The sequence below is a fragment of the Desulfurivibrio modestus genome (assembly GCF_044068625.1).
Lineage (GTDB): Bacteria > Desulfobacterota > Desulfobulbia > Desulfobulbales > Desulfurivibrionaceae > Desulfurivibrio.
In genome coordinates this window covers 1-17,129 of record NZ_JBIPKH010000036.1, presented here as the reverse complement: position 1 = coordinate 17,129, position 17,129 = coordinate 1, and the positions used below count along the sequence as shown (strand labels likewise).

17 protein-coding genes and 2 pseudogenes are annotated in these 17,129 nt (G+C 59.3%); 8 read left to right on the top strand and 11 right to left on the bottom strand.

What is annotated here, in order from left to right; all coding sequences use genetic code 11:
* The 5 genes from ACHHRT_RS13225 to ACHHRT_RS13205 form a co-directional block, all read right to left on the bottom strand.
* Positions 1-318, bottom strand: a 318-nt coding sequence (locus tag ACHHRT_RS13225; protein ID WP_395500243.1) for a hypothetical protein, incomplete at its 3' end; no start/stop codon positions are given.
* Between the two features lie 212 nt (positions 319-530).
* Positions 531-2,225 (bottom strand): tetratricopeptide repeat protein, encoded by a 1,695-nt coding sequence (locus ACHHRT_RS13220; RefSeq protein ID WP_395500242.1) that lies wholly within the window; start codon positions 2,223-2,225, stop codon positions 531-533.
* A gap of 34 nt (positions 2,226-2,259) precedes the next feature.
* Complete coding sequence (gene mtnN, locus ACHHRT_RS13215) at positions 2,260-3,087, bottom strand: 5'-methylthioadenosine/S-adenosylhomocysteine nucleosidase (protein ID WP_395500241.1); 828 nt, start codon at positions 3,085-3,087, stop codon at positions 2,260-2,262.
* Complete coding sequence (locus tag ACHHRT_RS13210) at positions 3,080-4,291, bottom strand: reverse transcriptase family protein (RefSeq protein WP_395500240.1); 1,212 nt, start codon at positions 4,289-4,291, stop codon at positions 3,080-3,082. Before ACHHRT_RS13210 ends, mtnN begins: the two co-directional genes overlap by 8 nt.
* 151 nt (positions 4,292-4,442) lie before the next feature.
* Positions 4,443-4,817 (bottom strand): hypothetical protein, encoded by a 375-nt coding sequence (locus ACHHRT_RS13205; protein ID WP_395500239.1) that lies wholly within the window; start codon positions 4,815-4,817, stop codon positions 4,443-4,445.
* Between the two features lie 241 nt (positions 4,818-5,058).
* On the opposite strand from ACHHRT_RS13205, the gene ACHHRT_RS13200 reads away from it, so the two are divergent.
* Positions 5,059-5,235, top strand: coding sequence for a hypothetical protein (locus tag ACHHRT_RS13200; protein ID WP_395500238.1), 177 nt, complete (start codon positions 5,059-5,061; stop codon positions 5,233-5,235).
* A 2-nt stretch (positions 5,236-5,237) separates the two neighbouring features.
* Here ACHHRT_RS13200 and ACHHRT_RS13195 read toward each other — a convergent pair whose 3' ends face one another.
* The 4 genes from ACHHRT_RS13195 to ACHHRT_RS13180 form a co-directional block, all read right to left on the bottom strand.
* Positions 5,238-6,194 (bottom strand): sulfite exporter TauE/SafE family protein, encoded by a 957-nt coding sequence (locus ACHHRT_RS13195; RefSeq protein ID WP_395500237.1) that lies wholly within the window; start codon positions 6,192-6,194, stop codon positions 5,238-5,240.
* 207 nt (positions 6,195-6,401) lie between these two features.
* Positions 6,402-6,620: a carboxymuconolactone decarboxylase family protein gene (locus tag ACHHRT_RS13190; protein WP_395500236.1), complete on the bottom strand. Its 219-nt coding sequence runs from the start codon at positions 6,618-6,620 to the stop codon at positions 6,402-6,404.
* Between the two features lie 62 nt (positions 6,621-6,682).
* Positions 6,683-8,116, bottom strand: coding sequence for a sigma-54-dependent transcriptional regulator (locus tag ACHHRT_RS13185; protein ID WP_395500235.1), 1,434 nt, complete (start codon positions 8,114-8,116; stop codon positions 6,683-6,685).
* The gene (locus tag ACHHRT_RS13180; protein WP_395500234.1) at positions 8,116-9,603 is read right to left on the bottom strand and encodes a sensor histidine kinase; all 1,488 of its coding nucleotides are present in this window, start codon (positions 9,601-9,603) and stop codon (positions 8,116-8,118) included. Before ACHHRT_RS13180 ends, ACHHRT_RS13185 begins: the two co-directional genes overlap by 1 nt.
* Before the next feature lie 347 nt (positions 9,604-9,950).
* On the opposite strand from ACHHRT_RS13180, the gene ACHHRT_RS13175 reads away from it, so the two are divergent.
* Positions 9,951-10,379: a DUF4168 domain-containing protein gene (locus ACHHRT_RS13175; protein WP_395500233.1), complete on the top strand. Its 429-nt coding sequence runs from the start codon at positions 9,951-9,953 to the stop codon at positions 10,377-10,379.
* A gap of 446 nt (positions 10,380-10,825) precedes the next feature.
* On the opposite strand, the gene ACHHRT_RS13170 is transcribed toward ACHHRT_RS13175, so the two are convergent.
* Both ACHHRT_RS13170 and ACHHRT_RS13165 read right to left on the bottom strand, forming a co-directional pair.
* On the bottom strand, positions 10,826-11,140 hold the full coding sequence (locus ACHHRT_RS13170; RefSeq protein WP_395500232.1) for a type II toxin-antitoxin system RelE/ParE family toxin: 315 nt from the start codon (positions 11,138-11,140) through the stop codon (positions 10,826-10,828).
* Entirely contained in the window at positions 11,133-11,378 is a 246-nt protein-coding gene (locus ACHHRT_RS13165) for a type II toxin-antitoxin system ParD family antitoxin (protein WP_395500231.1), read from the bottom strand. The genes ACHHRT_RS13170 and ACHHRT_RS13165 overlap by 8 nt, the downstream gene beginning before the upstream one ends.
* Before the next feature lie 163 nt (positions 11,379-11,541).
* Here ACHHRT_RS13165 and hsdR point away from each other — a divergent pair.
* The 6 genes and pseudogenes from hsdR to ACHHRT_RS13135 form a co-directional block, all read left to right on the top strand.
* Positions 11,542-13,016: pseudogene (gene hsdR, locus ACHHRT_RS13160) on the top strand (EcoAI/FtnUII family type I restriction enzme subunit R); the annotation flags it as partial.
* Positions 13,017-13,310: 294 nt separating this feature from the next.
* Complete coding sequence (locus ACHHRT_RS13155) at positions 13,311-13,640, top strand: GIY-YIG nuclease family protein (protein ID WP_395500230.1); 330 nt, start codon at positions 13,311-13,313, stop codon at positions 13,638-13,640.
* A gap of 121 nt (positions 13,641-13,761) precedes the next feature.
* Positions 13,762-14,265 (top strand): restriction endonuclease subunit S, encoded by a 504-nt coding sequence (locus ACHHRT_RS13150; RefSeq protein WP_395500229.1) that lies wholly within the window; start codon positions 13,762-13,764, stop codon positions 14,263-14,265.
* Positions 14,262-15,779 (top strand): type I restriction-modification system subunit M, encoded by a 1,518-nt coding sequence (locus ACHHRT_RS13145; RefSeq protein ID WP_395500228.1) that lies wholly within the window; start codon positions 14,262-14,264, stop codon positions 15,777-15,779. Before ACHHRT_RS13150 ends, ACHHRT_RS13145 begins: the two co-directional genes overlap by 4 nt.
* Positions 15,776-16,861, top strand: coding sequence for a virulence RhuM family protein (locus ACHHRT_RS13140; RefSeq protein ID WP_395500227.1), 1,086 nt, complete (start codon positions 15,776-15,778; stop codon positions 16,859-16,861). Before ACHHRT_RS13145 ends, ACHHRT_RS13140 begins: the two co-directional genes overlap by 4 nt.
* Positions 16,858-17,129, top strand: a pseudogene (locus ACHHRT_RS13135) (hypothetical protein); the annotation flags it as partial. The gene ACHHRT_RS13140 and the pseudogene ACHHRT_RS13135, both read left to right, overlap by 4 nt.

Genomic DNA, 17,129 nt, shown 5'->3' with positions numbered 1-17,129 from the left:
GCCGTCGCTGGTGGTGTAGGCAACTTCGATCTCCACCTCCCCCGATTGGTCGCCGGTGAAAACCGCATTGGCGCCATCAACGGCGATGCTGCCGCTGCCCGAGCTGATCCTCCAGGCAAAAACGCCATCCGCCGGATCGGCGGCGGCGCTCAGATTAACCGCTTCCCCTATCCCGGCCTGGCCCGGCCCGGAAACCACCACTTCGCAGGCCGGGTGCGCGTAAATCCACTTGGTGTCGCTGCAGGAGTTGCCTTTGGGGGTGGTGTAGCGCATCGTCACCCTGATGTAATCGGAGGTGGAGGGCTTATATCCGGTCAAAGTGGCCGTGGAGCCGTTGGGAACAAGGTTGGGGGTGGCGGACCAACTATATGAGCCACCCGTCGGCAATCCTTCCGGCGTTAAGGTGATGGTCCGGCCGATCTTTACCCAATGCGGTCCCGAGATGGTGGCCGAACACTCCCAGGCGACAGCGGGGGTGGGAAGTAAAAGAAGCAGTAACGGCAGTAATGTCAGGGTAAATTGGGCCCGTTTCATCGGCTGCTTCCCCGTTGTTGCCGGCGTTCCGCTCGCTCCCGCCAGACTCCAGACTCAATTCGGCGATAGAGTTCATCAGCCTGGGCGGTTTCTCCTTCTTCCTCGTGGATCTCGGCCAGACTAAAACGGACATAATCTGCGTCCGGGCTGTCGGGGAACTCCTTAAGAAAGGTCGCGAAAGTATTGCGGGCCGCCTCAGGTCGCTGTTGTCGCCGTTGGGCCTGGCCCAGCCAGATCAGGCTCTGGGATTTTATAAAATTGGTGCTTTCCTTGGCGCGCATAGAGGTGTTGCGGGGATCGTCGATCAGTTCCAGGGCCGCAGCGGCCGATTCCTCCACCAGGGAAAACCGTTCTATAGGGTAGCCGTACCTTTGCAGGTTCCATAAGATTCGCAGCCGCGCCTCGGCTCGCTGCTCCCGCCGCAACTGCTCACTGGCGGCGGCCTCCCCCAGGCTGAAGGTGGCTGCCGCCAATTCATCGAAACCTTTGTCCCGGAGATCCCGGGCCAGGTTCAACTGGGTTTCGTAATCGGCGATATCGTTGACCAGATCGGCCAGGCGCCGGGATTCGGCCCGAATGAGCTCGTGATCCTTGAGTTTGGCCCACTGGCTGTCGATAAGGCGAGAATACGCCTTCAATGAGAAAAAACGCGGTTCGGGGTAGCGGTCGATATATTCCTGGTAATGGTGCATGGCCTGGCCCCACTCTTCAGCGCTTGCGGCTGTACGGCCCAGGACGAAAAGCGCCCGGCGGGCGTGGGTGGTGGCGGGGAACTGATCTTTGATTTCAGTCAGCATCCGGAGCCCGCGGGCTTGATGATGACTGGTGTTGAGGCAGGCTATGGCCAGGGAATATTGATTGCGCAGGCTAAGTTCATAAACCCCCTCGAAGCGATCCAAAGCCGCAAGCAGTTGGGTGGCGGCCTCATGGTTGGTCGCGTTGAGCCGCAATAACGCTGATAGGGCGCGGATCAGGGCGTGTTCCTCGGCGGCCAGATCATCCAAGGTCATGAATTGGACCATGTCGCGCAGAATCTTTTCGCCTTTGAGGCGATCACCATTATCCAGCAGCAAACGGCCTATCCGGTAACGATCCTTCAGATCGAGCCCAAACAGTTCAATGCCGTTGACGGCGGCGTCAAGCACTGCGGCAAGGGCTTGCTGGTCGTCTTCTTCCTGGTGGATTTTCACCAGTTCGGCGCTGGCCCGGACAAATGCCTTGTTGTTGGTTTTTTGGGGAGCCCGCTGCTGGTCGGCGACAATGGTCTGCATAGCGGCGCGCGCTTCCCGGGTGCGGCCATGGTCACGGTATATTATGGCCAGGTTGTAAAGGTTTTTGGATCCGAACTTATTATCCTGCCGGACCTGCTGCAAACGATCCAGATTTTGCTGTGCTTGTTCGTATAGTCCCAAGGCTTGCTGCTGCTCGATCAGGCCGCCGTAGGCAATGAGCAGGTTGCGCAGGTAGTATTGCGAATTTCTGCGAAACGATGCGGTTTTGCGGCCGGTGATCGCCGGGTGGGCGGCGATGTATTCGGTGTATTTCTCGATGGCGGTCTCCTGCTCCCCCAGGGAAAGAGCGGCCCGGGCCTGAGCGAGCAGGTAATAACGATCCGCAGCCTGGGTGGCGGCCGGCAGGGCCGACAACAGCAGCAACCAGGTGATCGAGCAGATTAAAATTTTTTTCGGCATGGCGGGTCTCTTCGGGGTAACTTTATGATTGCGCTCAGGGGGCGGCGTCGAGGAGAATTTTGATAAGCAGCCGGTAGTCAGGTTCGTAATTGTCCGGACCGAAAGAGGCCTCGAAATCACTGCGGGCGGTGATATCGGCCTGGTCGGTGATGATCCGGACAATCTGGCCGCGCACCCCATTGGCGAAACAGGTCTGGATGATGGCAGCCCCGCTCATATCAACGGCCACCGCCTGAAATTTGCTCCGCAGCCAGTCACGCTTTTCTTCGTCGGCGATCATCTGATCACCGCTGACCACGGAGCCGATGACCAGTTGCCAGCCTTTCTGCCCGGGCGGTTCTGATCTCCGAAAGGCCTGTTCTATTGTGGCGGTTTCCGGGTGGGGGTGGGCGTTGTATCCCTCGTCTTCCCAGCCGGTACCGTCCGGCGTTCTGCCCCAGATGAAGCCATAAGGTTTGATGGTGCCGAAGTCATGCTGGTAAACCCGGTCGGCCAGAACCATGTCGCCGATTTTCAGGTCTTGATCCACCGCCCCCGCCGGAGCGATGGAGATCACCAGGTCAACCTCGAATTCGGACAACAGGATCTGGGTGGTGATGGTGTTGTTGACCTTGCCCATGGGCGAGCGCACCAGGACCAAATTCCGGCCCGCATGGCGACCGGCGACATACTCTCTGCCGGCCCGGGTCAGGGTCGAGGTATCGCTCATCAGGTTCCTGATGCTTTCGAAGGCATCCGTCCGGGCGACAATGATCCCGGTTGCCCCCCAGGTGGCCGGTGGCAGCAGAAAAAGCAATACTGCTCCAAGCAGTATCTGCCAAAGCAGGAGCCGGGAAAATTTGGTGATGATCGCTTCAACCATGAAAGCTGATCGTCAGAAAATCCCGCAACAGGCGCTCTCCGATTGCCGGGTTGACCTGCCGCACCAGATTGATTTTGCCGCGCAGAGAAGCCTGGAGGGCGTCGATGGTGTATTGTTCCGGCCGGACCGCTCCCCGGGCAGCGGCGTATCTGTACGCCTGCAATTGCAGATCTCCCTGCCGGCGGCAGTTATGAATTATGGCCTGGAGGTTGCGGATTTCCCGGCGGGCGATATTAGGCCGGGAATTAACCACGATCCCGGTGACCTTTTGCTGGCCGCCGTTTCTCTGGATGCGGGTTTTGGCGGTTTTGACGGCAAAGCCCTCCTCCCGGATAATCTCCTGCAGAAAAGGCAGCAGTTGGGTCATTTTCTTGTTTTGACTGGAAAAAGTAAGGTCATCGGCATATCGCGAATACTCGTAGTCCATCTTCTCCCCGACTCCCGCAAGCCGCCGGTCCAGGCGGCGACAGACCAGGTTGGAAAGAAAGGGGCTGGTAGGCGCGCCGGTGGGCAGGACTCCCCGTCGGGTGGTCAGGCCGGTCAGCAGTTCGGCTACCTGCCGGGGATAGCCCAGGCCGGTAAACACCCCGAAAATTCGCTGGGCGGTGATGCTGGGGAAAAAATCCTCGATGTCCAGCTTGACAACCACCCGGTTTGCCACATGCCGCCGGCTGTTGGTGACGATGGAGCGGCGGCGGCGAAAGCCCTCAGCGTGGGGGTTGAGGGGCACAAAAGCGAGAATTTCATCGAGAACGCTCCGTTGCGCCTTTTTCAATTCCGGTTGAGGAGCGTGGATCAGGCGGGTGCTGCCGTCACTTTTGGGAATCTGGTACGAATAGTAATGGTGCTCGGCGGTGGCGATCAGATGCTGCAACCTGTTCAAGGGCAGGGAAACGGTTTGGGCCAGATGGGCCGGATTCAGGAGGCAAACCACACCCTGTTCGTAAATCCGCTGACAATAGGCGGCCAGAAAGTCAAGGGCCGAAGCGGGGAGGTGGTTATTGGCGGCGAGGAACAGGCGAACCTTTTTGGCTGGATTGGGCGGTCGGGCCGGCGCCAGGTTAGGCGGTCGTCCCCGGTCAAGCTCCAGCCGGGCGAAGGCCTCAAGCAGGTCGATCACCTCCGGCTCCACTCCGGCCCGCTCGTTGACCAGCCGCAGATTGCGTAGAAAAAGCTCCCTTTTTCCCACAGAAATGGTCGACATGGAAGATCCCTGGAGTTTTAAAGGAATTTGACGCCGGGACCCGGATTACTTTTCACAAAGCATAGCGTGAAAATCGCTATGGTACGAAGTAAGTAAACGTCCCGCAGGGCGTAGCGCCATGCCTGAAGCTCTAAAAACTCGAGTCCCGGCGTCAAAATTTCAAGCTGTTCATCGGCAACTGGGGTTTGCCGCTTGCAATCAGTTTTCCGTCCGCGACAAAGGGAACCTGAAAGCAGGTGCTGTCCCCTTCCTGGCCGCCAACACAGAACGGCTTGTTATGGGTTAGACAACGATAATATTCCCGGCAGGTAAGTTCATGGCTCAGGGTCAGCAGATTTACTCCGCAATTTGGGCAGTAGCGGTTTCTGCTTGCAGAAGCAGGGAAAAGACCGGTTTCCTCAAAACCGGAAAAATCCGCCCCGCATTTGCCGCACCGCAGCCTGTCCTTGCCGTTGAGCGGCAGGGAGAATACCCCCAAACATACAGTTGTCCCACAAGCCCCTATTACAAACTGCCTTCTGTTCATAACTACCTTTATTATCGAAACAATAAATAATTACAGGTCAACCCGCAACGATAGGTTGCTTAACTGATTGTTAGCGCAAACGTATTGGCGGGAAAAGCCAAAGTCAAGCTTTATTTTAAGGTTTTTTGGATCAGGCGGTGCTCTTTGCTGCCTTGTCGAGCATGGCCGGCAGGCCGCCCCGTTCGGCCGGGGTGAAGCCGAAAACCTCTTGCCAAACCGCGTCGTTTTCCATGCACAGGAGGTGGTTCATCTGGGAGTTGACCACCAGTTCAACGACAGCCTGCTCTTTTTCGCCGAATACTACTGGGAGCGGGAGAGCGCCGCCATTACCGCCAAGCGCGACAGCGGCGAGGGCACCTGGCGGAGCAACTTTTCCGGCGGCCAGGTTTTTCTGGTGGGGGCCCGCTTTGACTTCTAAAGCTAAAACAGGGGAGCCAGCAGGTATCGGCCGCCGGAGAAAAGGAGGATGGCGGCCAGCACCCATTTGATCAGTTGGGCCGGGACGAATTTCTGCAGGCGGGCGGCGGCGTACATCCCCAGCAGCCCCCCGGAGCCCAGCAGGATTCCCAAGCGCCAGTCGGGAGCCACCGCCAGGTCGGGATAGAAGGGGGCCAGGAGCTGGTAAAAGAGGGCCGCCACCACCGAGGTGAGGAAGGTGCCCATCAGGCAGGCCCCGGCGATGGTGTAGATCGGCAGGCGGAATACCGCCACGAAGAAGGGGGCGATGATGGCGCCACCGCCGATCCCGTACATGCCGCCCACCACCCCCACCAGGGCGCTGAGGCCAAAAATTCCCAGGGTCGGGGCGCTGACCCGCTCGCCGTAAAAGGTGTAATCGATGCTTTTCAGGCCGACCTGATTCAGCTCCACCCGGGGCAGGGGTTGGCGGCTGGCGGCATCCTGGTGGCGGAAGTTGGCCACCAGCTCCTGGAAGCGTTTCTCCGCCGAGGCCGGGCCGCTGCCCTGGCCCTCCTTGGGTGGGGCCTTGAGCAGGGAGCGGAGCATCACGTAGGCGATATAGAGCAGGACCAGCCCGGCGAATATTTTGAAGCGCTCGGGATCGGGCAGGTATTGCACCCGCAGAAAAACCCCGAGCAGGACCCCCGGCACGGTGCCGGCGATCACCACCCAGGTCAGGGGCCAGACCATCCGGCCCTCCCGGATAAAGCGGTAAACTCCCCCGGGAATGGCGACGATGTTGAACAGGTGGTTGGTGGCGCTCACCGCCGGGGTGGTGAAACCCAGCACGCTCATCTGAAAGGGCAGCAGCAGATTGGCCCCGGAAAACCCGCCCATCCCGCAAACCAGGGCCACCAGAAAGCCGGCCAGAAAGGGCACCCAGGGCGCCACCTCGATTCCTGCCACCGGAAAATACATTCCACCGCCTCCCCGTCACTGTTTGCCAAAACGAAAAGATGAACCGGCGGGCAGACTATCAGGCCGTCCTTTTGGCGTCAACCGCGATTTACGGCCGGAAGGGACCCTGGCGATGGCCGTTGTTGTTTGTCGAGCCGGTCTTCCCGGCTGACCGCAACATCCTGGCCGTACAGCACGCCACGACGGTTTTTGGCCCCGGCTCGGCTTTCATTTTTGCACCATGGCGGGTGTTACGTCGCACGGGATCTCCAGAGAACTGGCAATGGAGGCAAAACTGGTGAACAGCTCCATGGCCATGGCGATGAGCTCCTTGGTTTTGCGGTCAAGGGCTCCCTGCGCCAGCATGATCTGCTTGACACGGGCCCAGTTGTTCAAGGCCCAGTCCGGATCTATGGCCGCCTGGGCCTTGAAGAAGTTGGGTACCATGCCGAACCTCGATCGGATCTCGTCATAGAGTTCCGCCGTTTTTCCCGTGGCCGCTTACGTTTTTACTGGTCTTCCAGGCGGCGGTAGAGGGTGCGCCGGCCGATGCCAAGAATTTGGGCGGCCCGGCGTTTGTTGCCGTCAACTTGTTCCAGCACCAGACGGACGTAGCGACTGGTCACCTCTTCCAGCGAGGGCAACTCACCCGGATCGTTCGGCGACTCCGGCAGCATTCGCTGGGCCAGTCCGGTCGGGTCGCCGAGGTGGTTTGCTCCCGGCCGGTCCTCCTCGCCGTTAAGTCGGCCGTTGTTGGTGCCCCGCCGTACCCGTTCCGGCAGATGTTCCAGGCCGATCTCCCGGCCCGGGCAGAAGGCCACCGCCCGCTCCATGGTGTTTTTCAGCTCCCGCACGTTGCCGGGGAACGTATAACGGCGCAGGCGGGCCAGGGCGTCGGGGGAAATGCTGCGGGCCGGGCGGTTCATTTTGGTGGCGAACAGATCGATGAAACGGGCGCAGAGCAGTTCCAGGTCGTCTCCCCGCCGGCGCAGGGGCGGCACCTCCAAACGGAGGGTTTCCAGGCGGTAATAAAGATCCTCCCGGAAACGTCCTTCCCGCACCTCCGCTTCCAGATCCCGGTTGCCGGCGGCGATAATCCTTACATCAACCTGCTGTTCCCGGTCGGAACCCACCGGTCGCAGCCGCCCGTCCTGCAGAATGCGCAGCAGTTTGGCCTGCAGGTTCAGGGGCAATTCACCGATTTCATCCAGCAGCAGGGTGCCGCCCTGGGCCTCCAGAAACAGCCCCTGCCTGGGTCTTTCCGCCCCGCTGAAGGCGCCGACGGCATGGCCGAAAAACTCACTTTCCGCCAGCTCGGCGGGAATGCCGGCACAGTTGACGGCAATCATCTTGCTGGCGGCGCGGGAACTTTCCGCGTGTACCGCCCGGGCCACCAACTCCTTGCCCACTCCACTTTCGCCGGCAATCAGCACCGGACCGCCGGCCGCCGCCACCTGGCCGATGGCGGCAAAGAGCCGGCGCATGACGCCGCTACGGCCGATAATGCCGTGGAAATCCTCCTCCCCACGCCCCAGTAGTTCGCGGAAATGTTCCACTTCCCGGCGCAGCCGCCGGGTTTCCAAGGTTCGCCGCAAGCAGAGCAGCAGATGGTCGAGGTCCAGCGGTTTGGTGAGAAAATCATCGGCTCCCTTTTTCAGGGCCTCCACCGCCTGGGGGACGGTGCCGAAGGCGGTGATGATGATCAGCGCCGGCCGGGGTAGCGGCAGGTCGGCGAGCCGCTCCAGCAACTCCAGGCCGTCGGGGCCGGGTAGACGCAGATCGCTGAGCACCAGGTCCGGCTGCCAGCTCCGCACCAAGTTCCAGGCCGCCGGCACATCGCCGGCGCTGCGGACCCGGAAGCCGGCGTCGGTCAGCTCTTCGCCAAGGAGTTCGCGCAGCCCCCGGTCATCTTCGACAATTAATATTTTTTCCGTTTTATCCATTACCGGTTTACACCCCGCAGGTGCAAGGTGAAACGGGCGCCACCGAATTCGCTGCGGCCGACTTCGATGCCGCCGCCGTGCTCCTGCACCGCGCTGTGGACCACCGCCAAGCCCAAGCCGGTGCCGCGACCCACATCCTTGGTGGTGAAAAAGGGCTCGAAAAGGCGGGAGTGCAGTTCTTCGGCCACGCCCGGGCCGTTGTCCTCGACGGTGAAACCGGCCTGCTGATCGTCGCCGAACCAGGTGAGGCGCACCAGGGGCGGGGAAGTGGGGGCGGTGCCCTCAAAGGCCTGGACCGCGTTGAGCAGCAGATTGGCCAGGGCCTGTTCCATGCGGATGGGGTCAAGCTGCAAGTGGGGTGGTGGCTGAACTCCCCCCAGAACCAGCTCGACTCCCGCTGCGGTGGCCTGTTCCCGCACCTGATCGGCGGCGTTGCCAGCGAGCAGGGCGGTGTCCACCACTTTGCGCCGGGGTTGCCGGGCCTGGTTGGTGTGGCCGAAATCCAGCAATTGGCGGACGATATGACTCATCCGTTCCACCGCTCGGCGGATTTCCTGAAAGGCGGCGGCGTTGTCCGGGCTCTGCTCCCGGCGCAGCATCCGCTGCGCCTTGCCGCCCACCAGGCTCAGCGGGGTGCCCAGCTCATGGGCCACCCCGGCGGCCAGAACGCCGATGGCCGCCATCTTTTCCGACTGCCGCAGCCGCTCTTCCAGTTGCCGCTGTTCCGCCCGCTGGCGGGCCAGTTGCGCCTCCCCCGCTGCGATGCTGTCCAGCATATTGTTCATTCCCACCGCCAACTGGCGAATCTCGGTGGGGCCGCGGGGGATTGCCCGGTGCCGACGCTCAACGGCGGCAATGCGGGCCATGCTGTCCACCAAGGCGGTAAGGTGGGTGCCGATAATCCGGTGGTGGCCAAAGAGCACCAGCCCCAGCAGGGTCAGGCTGAGCAGGCTGAGCAGCAGCAGGGCCCGGTGCCGGGCCTGCATGATATCGTCCTTGAACTGGCTGCCGTCCCTGGTGAGCTGCAACAGCCCCAGGGTGCGGCCCACCGAATCGCTCAGCGGCACGAAATAGGAATAAACCTCCTCGCCGTCGGCTTCGTCGTAGCTTCCCAGGCGATCGCCCTCGGCGGCCAGTTGCACCAGTTCCCGCCGCTGTACTTCCGGTTCCGCGGGCCCGCTGGCCGCCACCTGGCGGCCTTCTCGGTCGTAAACATAAACCCCGTATACCTCGCTGAAACGGAAGGCCGAAGAGAGGGTGCGGTCCAGGCTGCGCTGGCGCTCGAATTCCAGGGCGTGTTCCAGCGGGCCGCGGATGGCCCGGGCGATCAGCTCGACGTCTTTCTGCATCTGTAATTCCACCCGGTTCTCCAGCCCCCGCAGGCCAGAAAAGGAAGCCGCGCCCAGCAGCAGCAGCAAGGGTAACCCCAGAAAGAGAACCAGGGTAAGGCGCAGGCTGAAACCGCGCTTAAACCAAGTCTGTGTCATTGTTTACCTCCATAGTGATTCATGCGCCATTATGACACACTAAGGCCATGGGGTCAAACCCAGGGGGTGCGTCTTGGCAGGTCGTTTTTTATGCTGCTCAAACAGTACGATATTCAATGGTCAAAGAAAAAAGGAAGGTCTTGTCAACGTTGGCATCGTGGTTGCAGATAATCAGGGCAACCCACGCGGCGCGGGGTGGCGAATCGCAGGCCAGGCATGGTCCGGTCAGCTTCCCGGCGGCGAATAGAAGCGGTGCCTGCTCCAATGTTTCATGGGAAACGCCCGGAACGGGTGCCGGAACCATGGCCCCAAAGGGTCAAAAAGTACTTTTCAGGAGGTATCATTAAATGAGCGAGCAAGTTGCAACCATCGAAAGCAAGGGGATCAGCAAAGGTCTGCTGGCTGGCGCCTTTTTTATTCTGCTGCTGGCCGTTCCCGGCCTGGTAATGGCCTACCCCGGCTCCGGCGGCGGTCAGCCCGGCATGGGCGAGCGGACGGCGCCGCAGGATTTTGACCAGGGCACCCTGCAGAGCTTTGCCGTGGCCTCGGTGCAACTCCAGGAGATCCAGCAGGAGTACGCCGGCCAGTTGCAAGGGGTGCAGGACCAGGAAAAGGCCATTGAGCTGCAGCGGCAGGCCAACGAAGAGATGGTGGCCGCCGTGGAGGAAGAAGGCCTGGACGTGCAGACCTACAACGACATCGCCAATGCCATGAAGACCTCGCCGGAACTGCACGCGCGGATCATGGGCATGATCGAGGAAGAGCAGAGCCGCTGATTAGCCACGGTTCATCAAACACAAAAAACGGGGGCTTTTGCCCCCGTTTTTTGTGTGCCGGCTATTCCGGCCGACAGTGGGGGTGAGCTGGCAAAGAGGTTCTCATCGTCATGTTCCGGCAGATCTTCGGCCAGCAAGCCAGGCCCTGGTCAACCTCAATTAAAAAAAGGGAAATCTGCAACTAAAACTTTCATATTTCCCGAATTGAAGAGCGGAATGAACATCTTGTATTGTCAAGCTGGAGGGTTGACCAATCGCCCGTCTGGTAATCTGGACTGGGCAGGCCCATTGAGCAGGCCGGGTGGGACTTGCTGCGGCAGGTGCGGGAAGAGGTCTCCTTCACCGCCGGGCGGATCATCGTCCGGGGGCGCTGGTTCTGTCGCAGTTGCCACACCAATAAGGTGATCCTGTTCGGCCAGCGGCACGGTCATCTATTCACCATCACCTCACCTATCACCACCATCACCCACCTGATTAAGGTGGCGTTCTGCATCCATCAGGTGATGCAGAACGCGCACGATCAGGATGCCGCCCGCATTTTCGCGGCGATAAAAGATCAAATGACTTTGGTGGGGAAACTTTCGGTAGCCCGGCCGGATTTCATCAATCTCTCGCCCCATCTCAGGATTCTTCGCCAATAGTTCAAGGCAGCCGTGCAGGGAGGTAAGATATTTGCCGGTTTGCGCCAGGCCGAACTCGATCAGCGAATTTTCGGCGATTTTTTCGATATCAGCCGCCGCCGCCCGAGAGAGTTTATACATCCGGTCCGCCACCGGATTTGACTTTTTGCCAGATATCCAGCACCGAATTTTCGGCGACACCACTCTCCTCGCCGACCGCCAAAGCCTGACGCAAGGCATTGACCTTGGTCTGATATTCCTGGTCCTGGCGGATCAGAGAACGGACATAGTCGCTGACACTACTGTAATGCCCGGTGCCGATTTGATTTTCTATCCACTGTTTCATGGGAGCCGGGAGGGAAACATTCATCGTCGCCATGGTCATCACCTCTTTTTGCGTTAACCATGCCCCCTATGGCAAACTTTGTCAAATATTTTCTGTGCGGAGATTAAGAAAACGTGGGAAAACCTGGTCTGTAACCGATTCGCTGCTACTTAGTCGGTTCACGGCTGTCCAGCAAGAGTTGGGCGGGTTGGCAGGACAGGACCAGGTGCGGGAAGAGGTCTCCTTCACCGCCGGGCGGATCATCGTGCGGGGAAGGCTTCATGCCTGGGGGCGCAAGCGGCGGGCCGATTATGTGTTGAGCTTGCAGCCCAACCAGCCCATCGCCGTCATTGAAGCCAAGGACAACAACCACACCTTAGGCGACGGCATGCAGCAGGCCCTGGCCTACGCCGAGGCCCTGGATGTCCCCTTCGTCTTCAGCAGCAACGGCGACGGCTTTCTCTTCCACGACCGCACCGGCCTGAGCGGCCAAACCGAAACCACCCTGGCCCTGCACCAATTTCCCACCCCTGAAACCCTCTGGGAACTCTATTGCCGCCACCACGGCCTGGCCGACCCCGCCAGCCGCCGCATCGTCGAACAACCTTACTACGACGACGGCTCCGGCCGCACTCCCACTACCAGGTCAACGCCGTCAACCGCACGGTGGAAGCCGTTGCCAAGGGCCAGAACCGCATCCTGCTGGTGATGGCCACCGGCACCGGCAAGACCTACACCGCCTTCCAGATCATCTGGCGGCTCTGGAAGGCCCGGCGCAAAAAGCGCATCCTCTTCCTGGCCGACCGCAACATCCTGATCGACCAGACCAAAAGCAACGACTTCAAGCCCTTCGGCCAGGCCATGACCAAGGTCAGCCACCGCACGGTGGACAAGTCCTACGAGATCTACCTCTCGCTCTACCAGGCGGTCACCGGCAGCGAAGAGGAACAGAACATTTACAAACAGTTCTCGCCGGACTTCTTCGACCTGGTGATCATCGACGAATGCCACCGGGGCAGCGCGGCGGCGGATTCCGCCTGGCGGGCGATCCTGGAATATTTCACGGCCGCCACCCACATCGGCCTCACCGCCACCCCCAAGGAGACCAAAGAAGTCTCCAACATCGACTACTTCGGCGAACCGGTTTACACCTTCTCCCTGAAACAGGGGATCGAAGACGGCTTCCTGGCCCCCTACAAGGTGATCCGGGTCGATCTGGACAAGGACCTCCAGGGCTGGCGCCCCACCCAAGGCCAGACCGACAAGCACGGCCAACTCATCGAAGACCGCATCTACAACCAAAAAGACTTCGACCGCCGCCTGGTCCTGGAACAGCGCACCATCACGGTGGCGGCCAAGGTCAGCGAGTTGCTCACCCAGACCGACCCCATGCAGAAAACCATCATCTTCTGCGAGGATATCGACCACGCCGAACGGATGCGCCAGGCCTTGGTCAACCTCAACCCGGAGCGGGTGCGGGAAAACCGCAAGTACGTGATGCGGATCACCGGCGACGAACTGGAAGGCAAGGCGGAACTGGACAACTTCATCAACCCCGAGCAACCCTACCCGGTAATCGCCACCACCAGTAAGCTGCTGAGCACCGGGGTGGATGTCCAGACCTGCAAGCTCATCGTCCTGGACCAGCGCATCCAGTCCATGACCGAGTTCAAGCAGATCATCGGCCGGGGCATTCCCGGCGCACTTTGGGGTTGTTAGTAGCCCACGCCTCCTGCGGCGCCGCTTTTGTTGTGTGTATATTCGTTACCTGTTTATTTTCTTAATTCTTACGTTGACAAAAAATAGCTTTCCATGTTACCTTTCTGGAAAGCCTTTTAAAAAACCCGGCGGTGGTCGCCGGGTTTGAGGCTTCAACCGGCACAGGCTTGCGCCCGGAACAATCGAAGACCTCGTGTTGTGGTGACGCCAGAGTACTTCATCCATGATCCGATTGCAAGCTTGGCCAAATCTTACAAGGAGTATGATATGGCACAAGAAGACAAAATTACGGTAATCGGAGCATCGGGCAGAAGCTACGAGTTCTACGTTTATCCTTGGGGGCAAGAGTTCAAGCCCGTGGGTAGCGTGTATCTCGTACTAAAAAAGAACCTTGGCCTTCGGCCGACATATGAAATATTGTACGTTGGTCAAACCTGCAACCTGAGTGAGCGTTTCGACTGCCACCATAAGAAGCAGTGCTTTGATCGAAACGGCAAAACCCACATTGGCGTCCGGGTAACAAGTACGGAACAGGAGCGCCTTGCCATCGAGCGTGACCTGATCGCTAAATATCAACCAATCTGTAACTCCAGATAAAGGATCGGGCAGGACCATGCAGACACAGATTGTTCGCATCATGGATTGTGCCGGGGTCCTGCCCGGTTTTTCCACCCAGGGGGCGCTCCGGGATGAACCCGGCGGGACTTATCAGGTGGTCATGGGGAAACACCTGACTCCGGGGGAACCCTATATTTATCAGGAGAAAGACCGCCTTCGCATCAAGTCCGAACGGGACTTGGACCGATATATTTTACGCCCCGGCGATGTCCTTTATCTTTCGCGCGGCGCCACCACCTACCCAATTATTATTGAAGAAGTTCCCGATGCCACCGTAGCTCCGTCCACTTTTTTTATTCTCACTCCCCGGCCGAACATCGTGCCGGTATATTTGACCTGGTGCCTGGAGCAACCCCAGGTCGAGGCGCAGCTTGCGGCCTTGCGTACCGGGGCGGGAACACCGACCATTCCGCGCAAAGGGTTCATGCAGATCACCATCCCCTTGCCGGACCTGGCAACCCAGCATCGCATCGCCGATTTGTGGCGGTTGCATAACCGGGAACGATCGCTCCGCCAACAGCTTGTGGCTGAATCAACCCACCTTTACCGGCTGGCCGGGCAGCGCATTTATGATGAATTAACCAAAATAAGAGGGCAACAATGAACCCCAAGGTATCCCAACAGGAAATCAACGACATTCTCTGGCGCGCCTGCGATTCGCTCCGGGGCACGGTGGATTCCACCGAATATAAGGAATATGTCCTGACCATGTTGTTCCTTAAGTACATCTCCGATGTCTGGCGGGACCATTATGATCAGTACCACAAACAGTACGGCCACGATGAAGAGCGGATCAAGCGGCGTCTGCAGCGCGAACGCTTTGTTTTGCCGGAGGAATCGTCTTTCTACCACCTGTTTGCCAACCGCGAGGCCGCCAATCTCGGGGAGTTGATCAATATCGCCCTGGAGCAGGTGGAGTTGGCCAACAAGACCAAACTGGCCAATGTTTTCCGTAATATTGATTTCAATTCCGAGGCCCGGCTGGGCAATACCAAAAAACGCAACCACATCCTCAAAAATCTGCTGGAGGATTTCGCCGATAAGCGGCTTGATCTGCGCCCCTCACGAATCGGCAATCTCGATGTCATCGGCAACGCCTACGAATACCTGATCGGCCGCTTCGCTGCCGGCGCGGGCAAGAAAGCCGGCGAATTCTACACCCCGCCCGAGGTTTCCAGCCTGCTGGCCCGCATCCTGGACCCTAAGCCCGGCGAGCGCATCTGTGATCCCGCCTGCGGTTCCGGTTCGCTGCTGCTCAAGTGCGCCGCTCATGTCCGCGAAACCCACGGCTCCCATAACTATTCCCTTTACGGCCAGGAGGCGATCAGTTCCACCTGGGCCCTGGCCATGATGAACATGTTTCTCCACAACGAGGACGGCCCCCGCATCGAATGGGGCGACACCCTGCTGGAACCCAAATTCGCCGAGGGCGACAAGCTGATGAAGTTCGAGGTGGTGGTGGCCAATCCGCCTTTTTCCCTCGACAAGTGGGGGGCCGACCAGGAAGGCGAGGAAACCAAACGCTTCAACCGCTGGCACCGGGGGGTGCCGCCCAAATCCAAGGGTGATTATGCCTTTATCAGCCATATGATCGAAACCACCACCGAGGGAACCGGCCGGGTCGGGGTCATCGTGCCCCACGGGGTGCTGTTCCGGGGCGGGGCCGAAGGCCGGATCAGAAAGGCCTTGATCGAAGAAAATCTGCTGGACGCGGTTATCGGTCTGCCCGCCAACTGCTTCTTCGGCACCGGCATCCCGGCCGCTATTCTGATCTTCCGCCGCGACCGGGGCGAGCGCACCGATGTCCTTTTCATCGACGCCAGCCGCGAGTACGAGCAGAACAAGAATCAGAACAAGATCCGCGAGGAAGTCGAGGTCACGAAAATCGTCGAGACCTACCGCCTGCACCAGGCCATCGACAAATACTCCTATGCCGCCAACCGTGAGGAGATTGCGGAAAACGATTACAATCTCAATATTCCCCGTTACGTTGACACTTTTGAGGAGGAAGAGGAGGTGGATATCGACGCCGTCCAGCAGCGCATCGAAGGTCTGGAAAAGGAACTCGATCAAGTAAGGGCGGAGATGGCCCAATGCTTGCGGGAGCTGGGCCTATGAACAGGAAGAAAAAGCTCAATGCCTCCCCGGGTGCGCCCCCGGCGCCGACTGACTCGCCCTTTCTGCTCTATGGCGGAGACGATGAAAAGGTCCATGTGCGGGTGCTGCTCCAGGGCGAGACCTTGTGGCTGACCCAACGCCTCATGGCCGAGTTGTTTCAGACCACGGCGGACAACATCAGCCTGCACCTGAAAAATATTTACGCCGAGGGCGAACTGGAGGAGGCGGCAACTGCCGAGGATTTCTCGGCAGTTCAAAACGAGGGCGGCCGCGCCGTCCGCCGCAAGCTCCGGCACTACAATCTGGACGCCATCATTGCCGTGGGCTACCGGGTCAGTTCCCGGCGGGCCACCCGGTTCCGCATCTGGGCCACCCAGGTGCTCAAGGAGTACATTAAGAAAGGCTTCGTCCTGGATGACGAACGCCTCAAACAGGGTCAACAGGTCTTCGGTGAAGATTATTTTCGCGAGTTGCTGGAGCGGGTCCGCTCCATCCGGGCCAGCGAACGTCGCATCTACCAGCAGATCACCGACATCTTTGCCGAGTGCAGCGTGGATTACGACCCCAAGGCGGAAATCACTCAGAATTTCTACGCCATGGTCCAGAACAAGTTTCACTTCGCCATCACCGGCCAGACCGCCGCCGAGATCATCCACGCCAAGGCCGACCGTAACTCCCCCTATATGGGCTTGCTCACCTGGAAGAACGCCCCCAAGGGCCGGGTGCTGGCCTCCGATGTGACGGTGGCCAAGAACTACCTGGCCGAACCGGAAATCAAGCGGCTGGAGCGGACCATCTCCGGCTTTTTTGACTACATCGAGAACATCATCGAAAATCGCGTCCAGATGACCATGGCCGACATGGCCGAGGCGGTGGACAAGTTCCTGACCTTCAACGAATACCGGCTGTTGGCCGACAAGGGCCGAATCAGTAAGGCCCGGGCCGACCAGAAGGCGCTGGCCGAATACGCCGAGTTCAACCGGACCCAGAAGATTGAATCGGATTTTGATCGAGTGGTGAAGAAAACCAAGGCAATTTGGCAAAGAAATTCGGAAAGCAAGGGGCGGGGGAAGAAAAAATGACAAAACAAGTTCCAAGCCCCAGATACCAGCGACAACATTGGGAAAAAAGCTACGGTTCTATACCTGAGGGCTGGGACTTTGTAACAATCGGCTCGCTGTTCACGGAACGTCGCGAGAACAGCTCAAATATGAAGGATTTTCCACTGTATAGCTTTACGATTCAAGACGGTGTAACTCCAAAAACAGAACGATATGAACGCGGTTTTCTTCTCAAGGATGAGGACAATGAGTTCTCAGTTGTCCATTTCAATGATTTTGTATTCAACCC

Bases quoted from the DNA above. Each gene is read 5' to 3' on its own strand.
- ACHHRT_RS13220 (WP_395500242.1), bottom strand. From the start codon at position 2,225: ATGCCGAAAAAAATTTTAATCTGCTCGATCACCTGGTTGCTGCTGTTG.
- mtnN (WP_395500241.1), bottom strand. From the start codon at position 3,087: ATGGTTGAAGCGATCATCACCAAATTTTCCCGGCTCCTGCTTTGGCAG.
- ACHHRT_RS13210 (WP_395500240.1), bottom strand. From the start codon at position 4,291: ATGTCGACCATTTCTGTGGGAAAAAGGGAGCTTTTTCTACGCAATCTG.
- ACHHRT_RS13205 (WP_395500239.1), bottom strand. From the start codon at position 4,817: ATGAACAGAAGGCAGTTTGTAATAGGGGCTTGTGGGACAACTGTATGT.
- ACHHRT_RS13195 (WP_395500237.1), bottom strand. From the start codon at position 6,194: ATGTATTTTCCGGTGGCAGGAATCGAGGTGGCGCCCTGGGTGCCCTTT.
- ACHHRT_RS13190 (WP_395500236.1), bottom strand. From the start codon at position 6,620: ATGGTACCCAACTTCTTCAAGGCCCAGGCGGCCATAGATCCGGACTGG.
- ACHHRT_RS13185 (WP_395500235.1), bottom strand. From the start codon at position 8,116: ATGGATAAAACGGAAAAAATATTAATTGTCGAAGATGACCGGGGGCTG.
- ACHHRT_RS13180 (WP_395500234.1), bottom strand. From the start codon at position 9,603: ATGACACAGACTTGGTTTAAGCGCGGTTTCAGCCTGCGCCTTACCCTG.
- ACHHRT_RS13175 (WP_395500233.1), top strand. From the start codon at position 9,951: ATGAGCGAGCAAGTTGCAACCATCGAAAGCAAGGGGATCAGCAAAGGT.
- ACHHRT_RS13170 (WP_395500232.1), bottom strand. From the start codon at position 11,140: ATGTATAAACTCTCTCGGGCGGCGGCGGCTGATATCGAAAAAATCGCC.
- ACHHRT_RS13165 (WP_395500231.1), bottom strand. From the start codon at position 11,378: ATGGCGACGATGAATGTTTCCCTCCCGGCTCCCATGAAACAGTGGATA.
- ACHHRT_RS13155 (WP_395500230.1), top strand. From the start codon at position 13,311: ATGGCACAAGAAGACAAAATTACGGTAATCGGAGCATCGGGCAGAAGC.
- ACHHRT_RS13150 (WP_395500229.1), top strand. From the start codon at position 13,762: ATGGGGAAACACCTGACTCCGGGGGAACCCTATATTTATCAGGAGAAA.
- ACHHRT_RS13145 (WP_395500228.1), top strand. From the start codon at position 14,262: ATGAACCCCAAGGTATCCCAACAGGAAATCAACGACATTCTCTGGCGC.
- ACHHRT_RS13140 (WP_395500227.1), top strand. From the start codon at position 15,776: ATGAACAGGAAGAAAAAGCTCAATGCCTCCCCGGGTGCGCCCCCGGCG.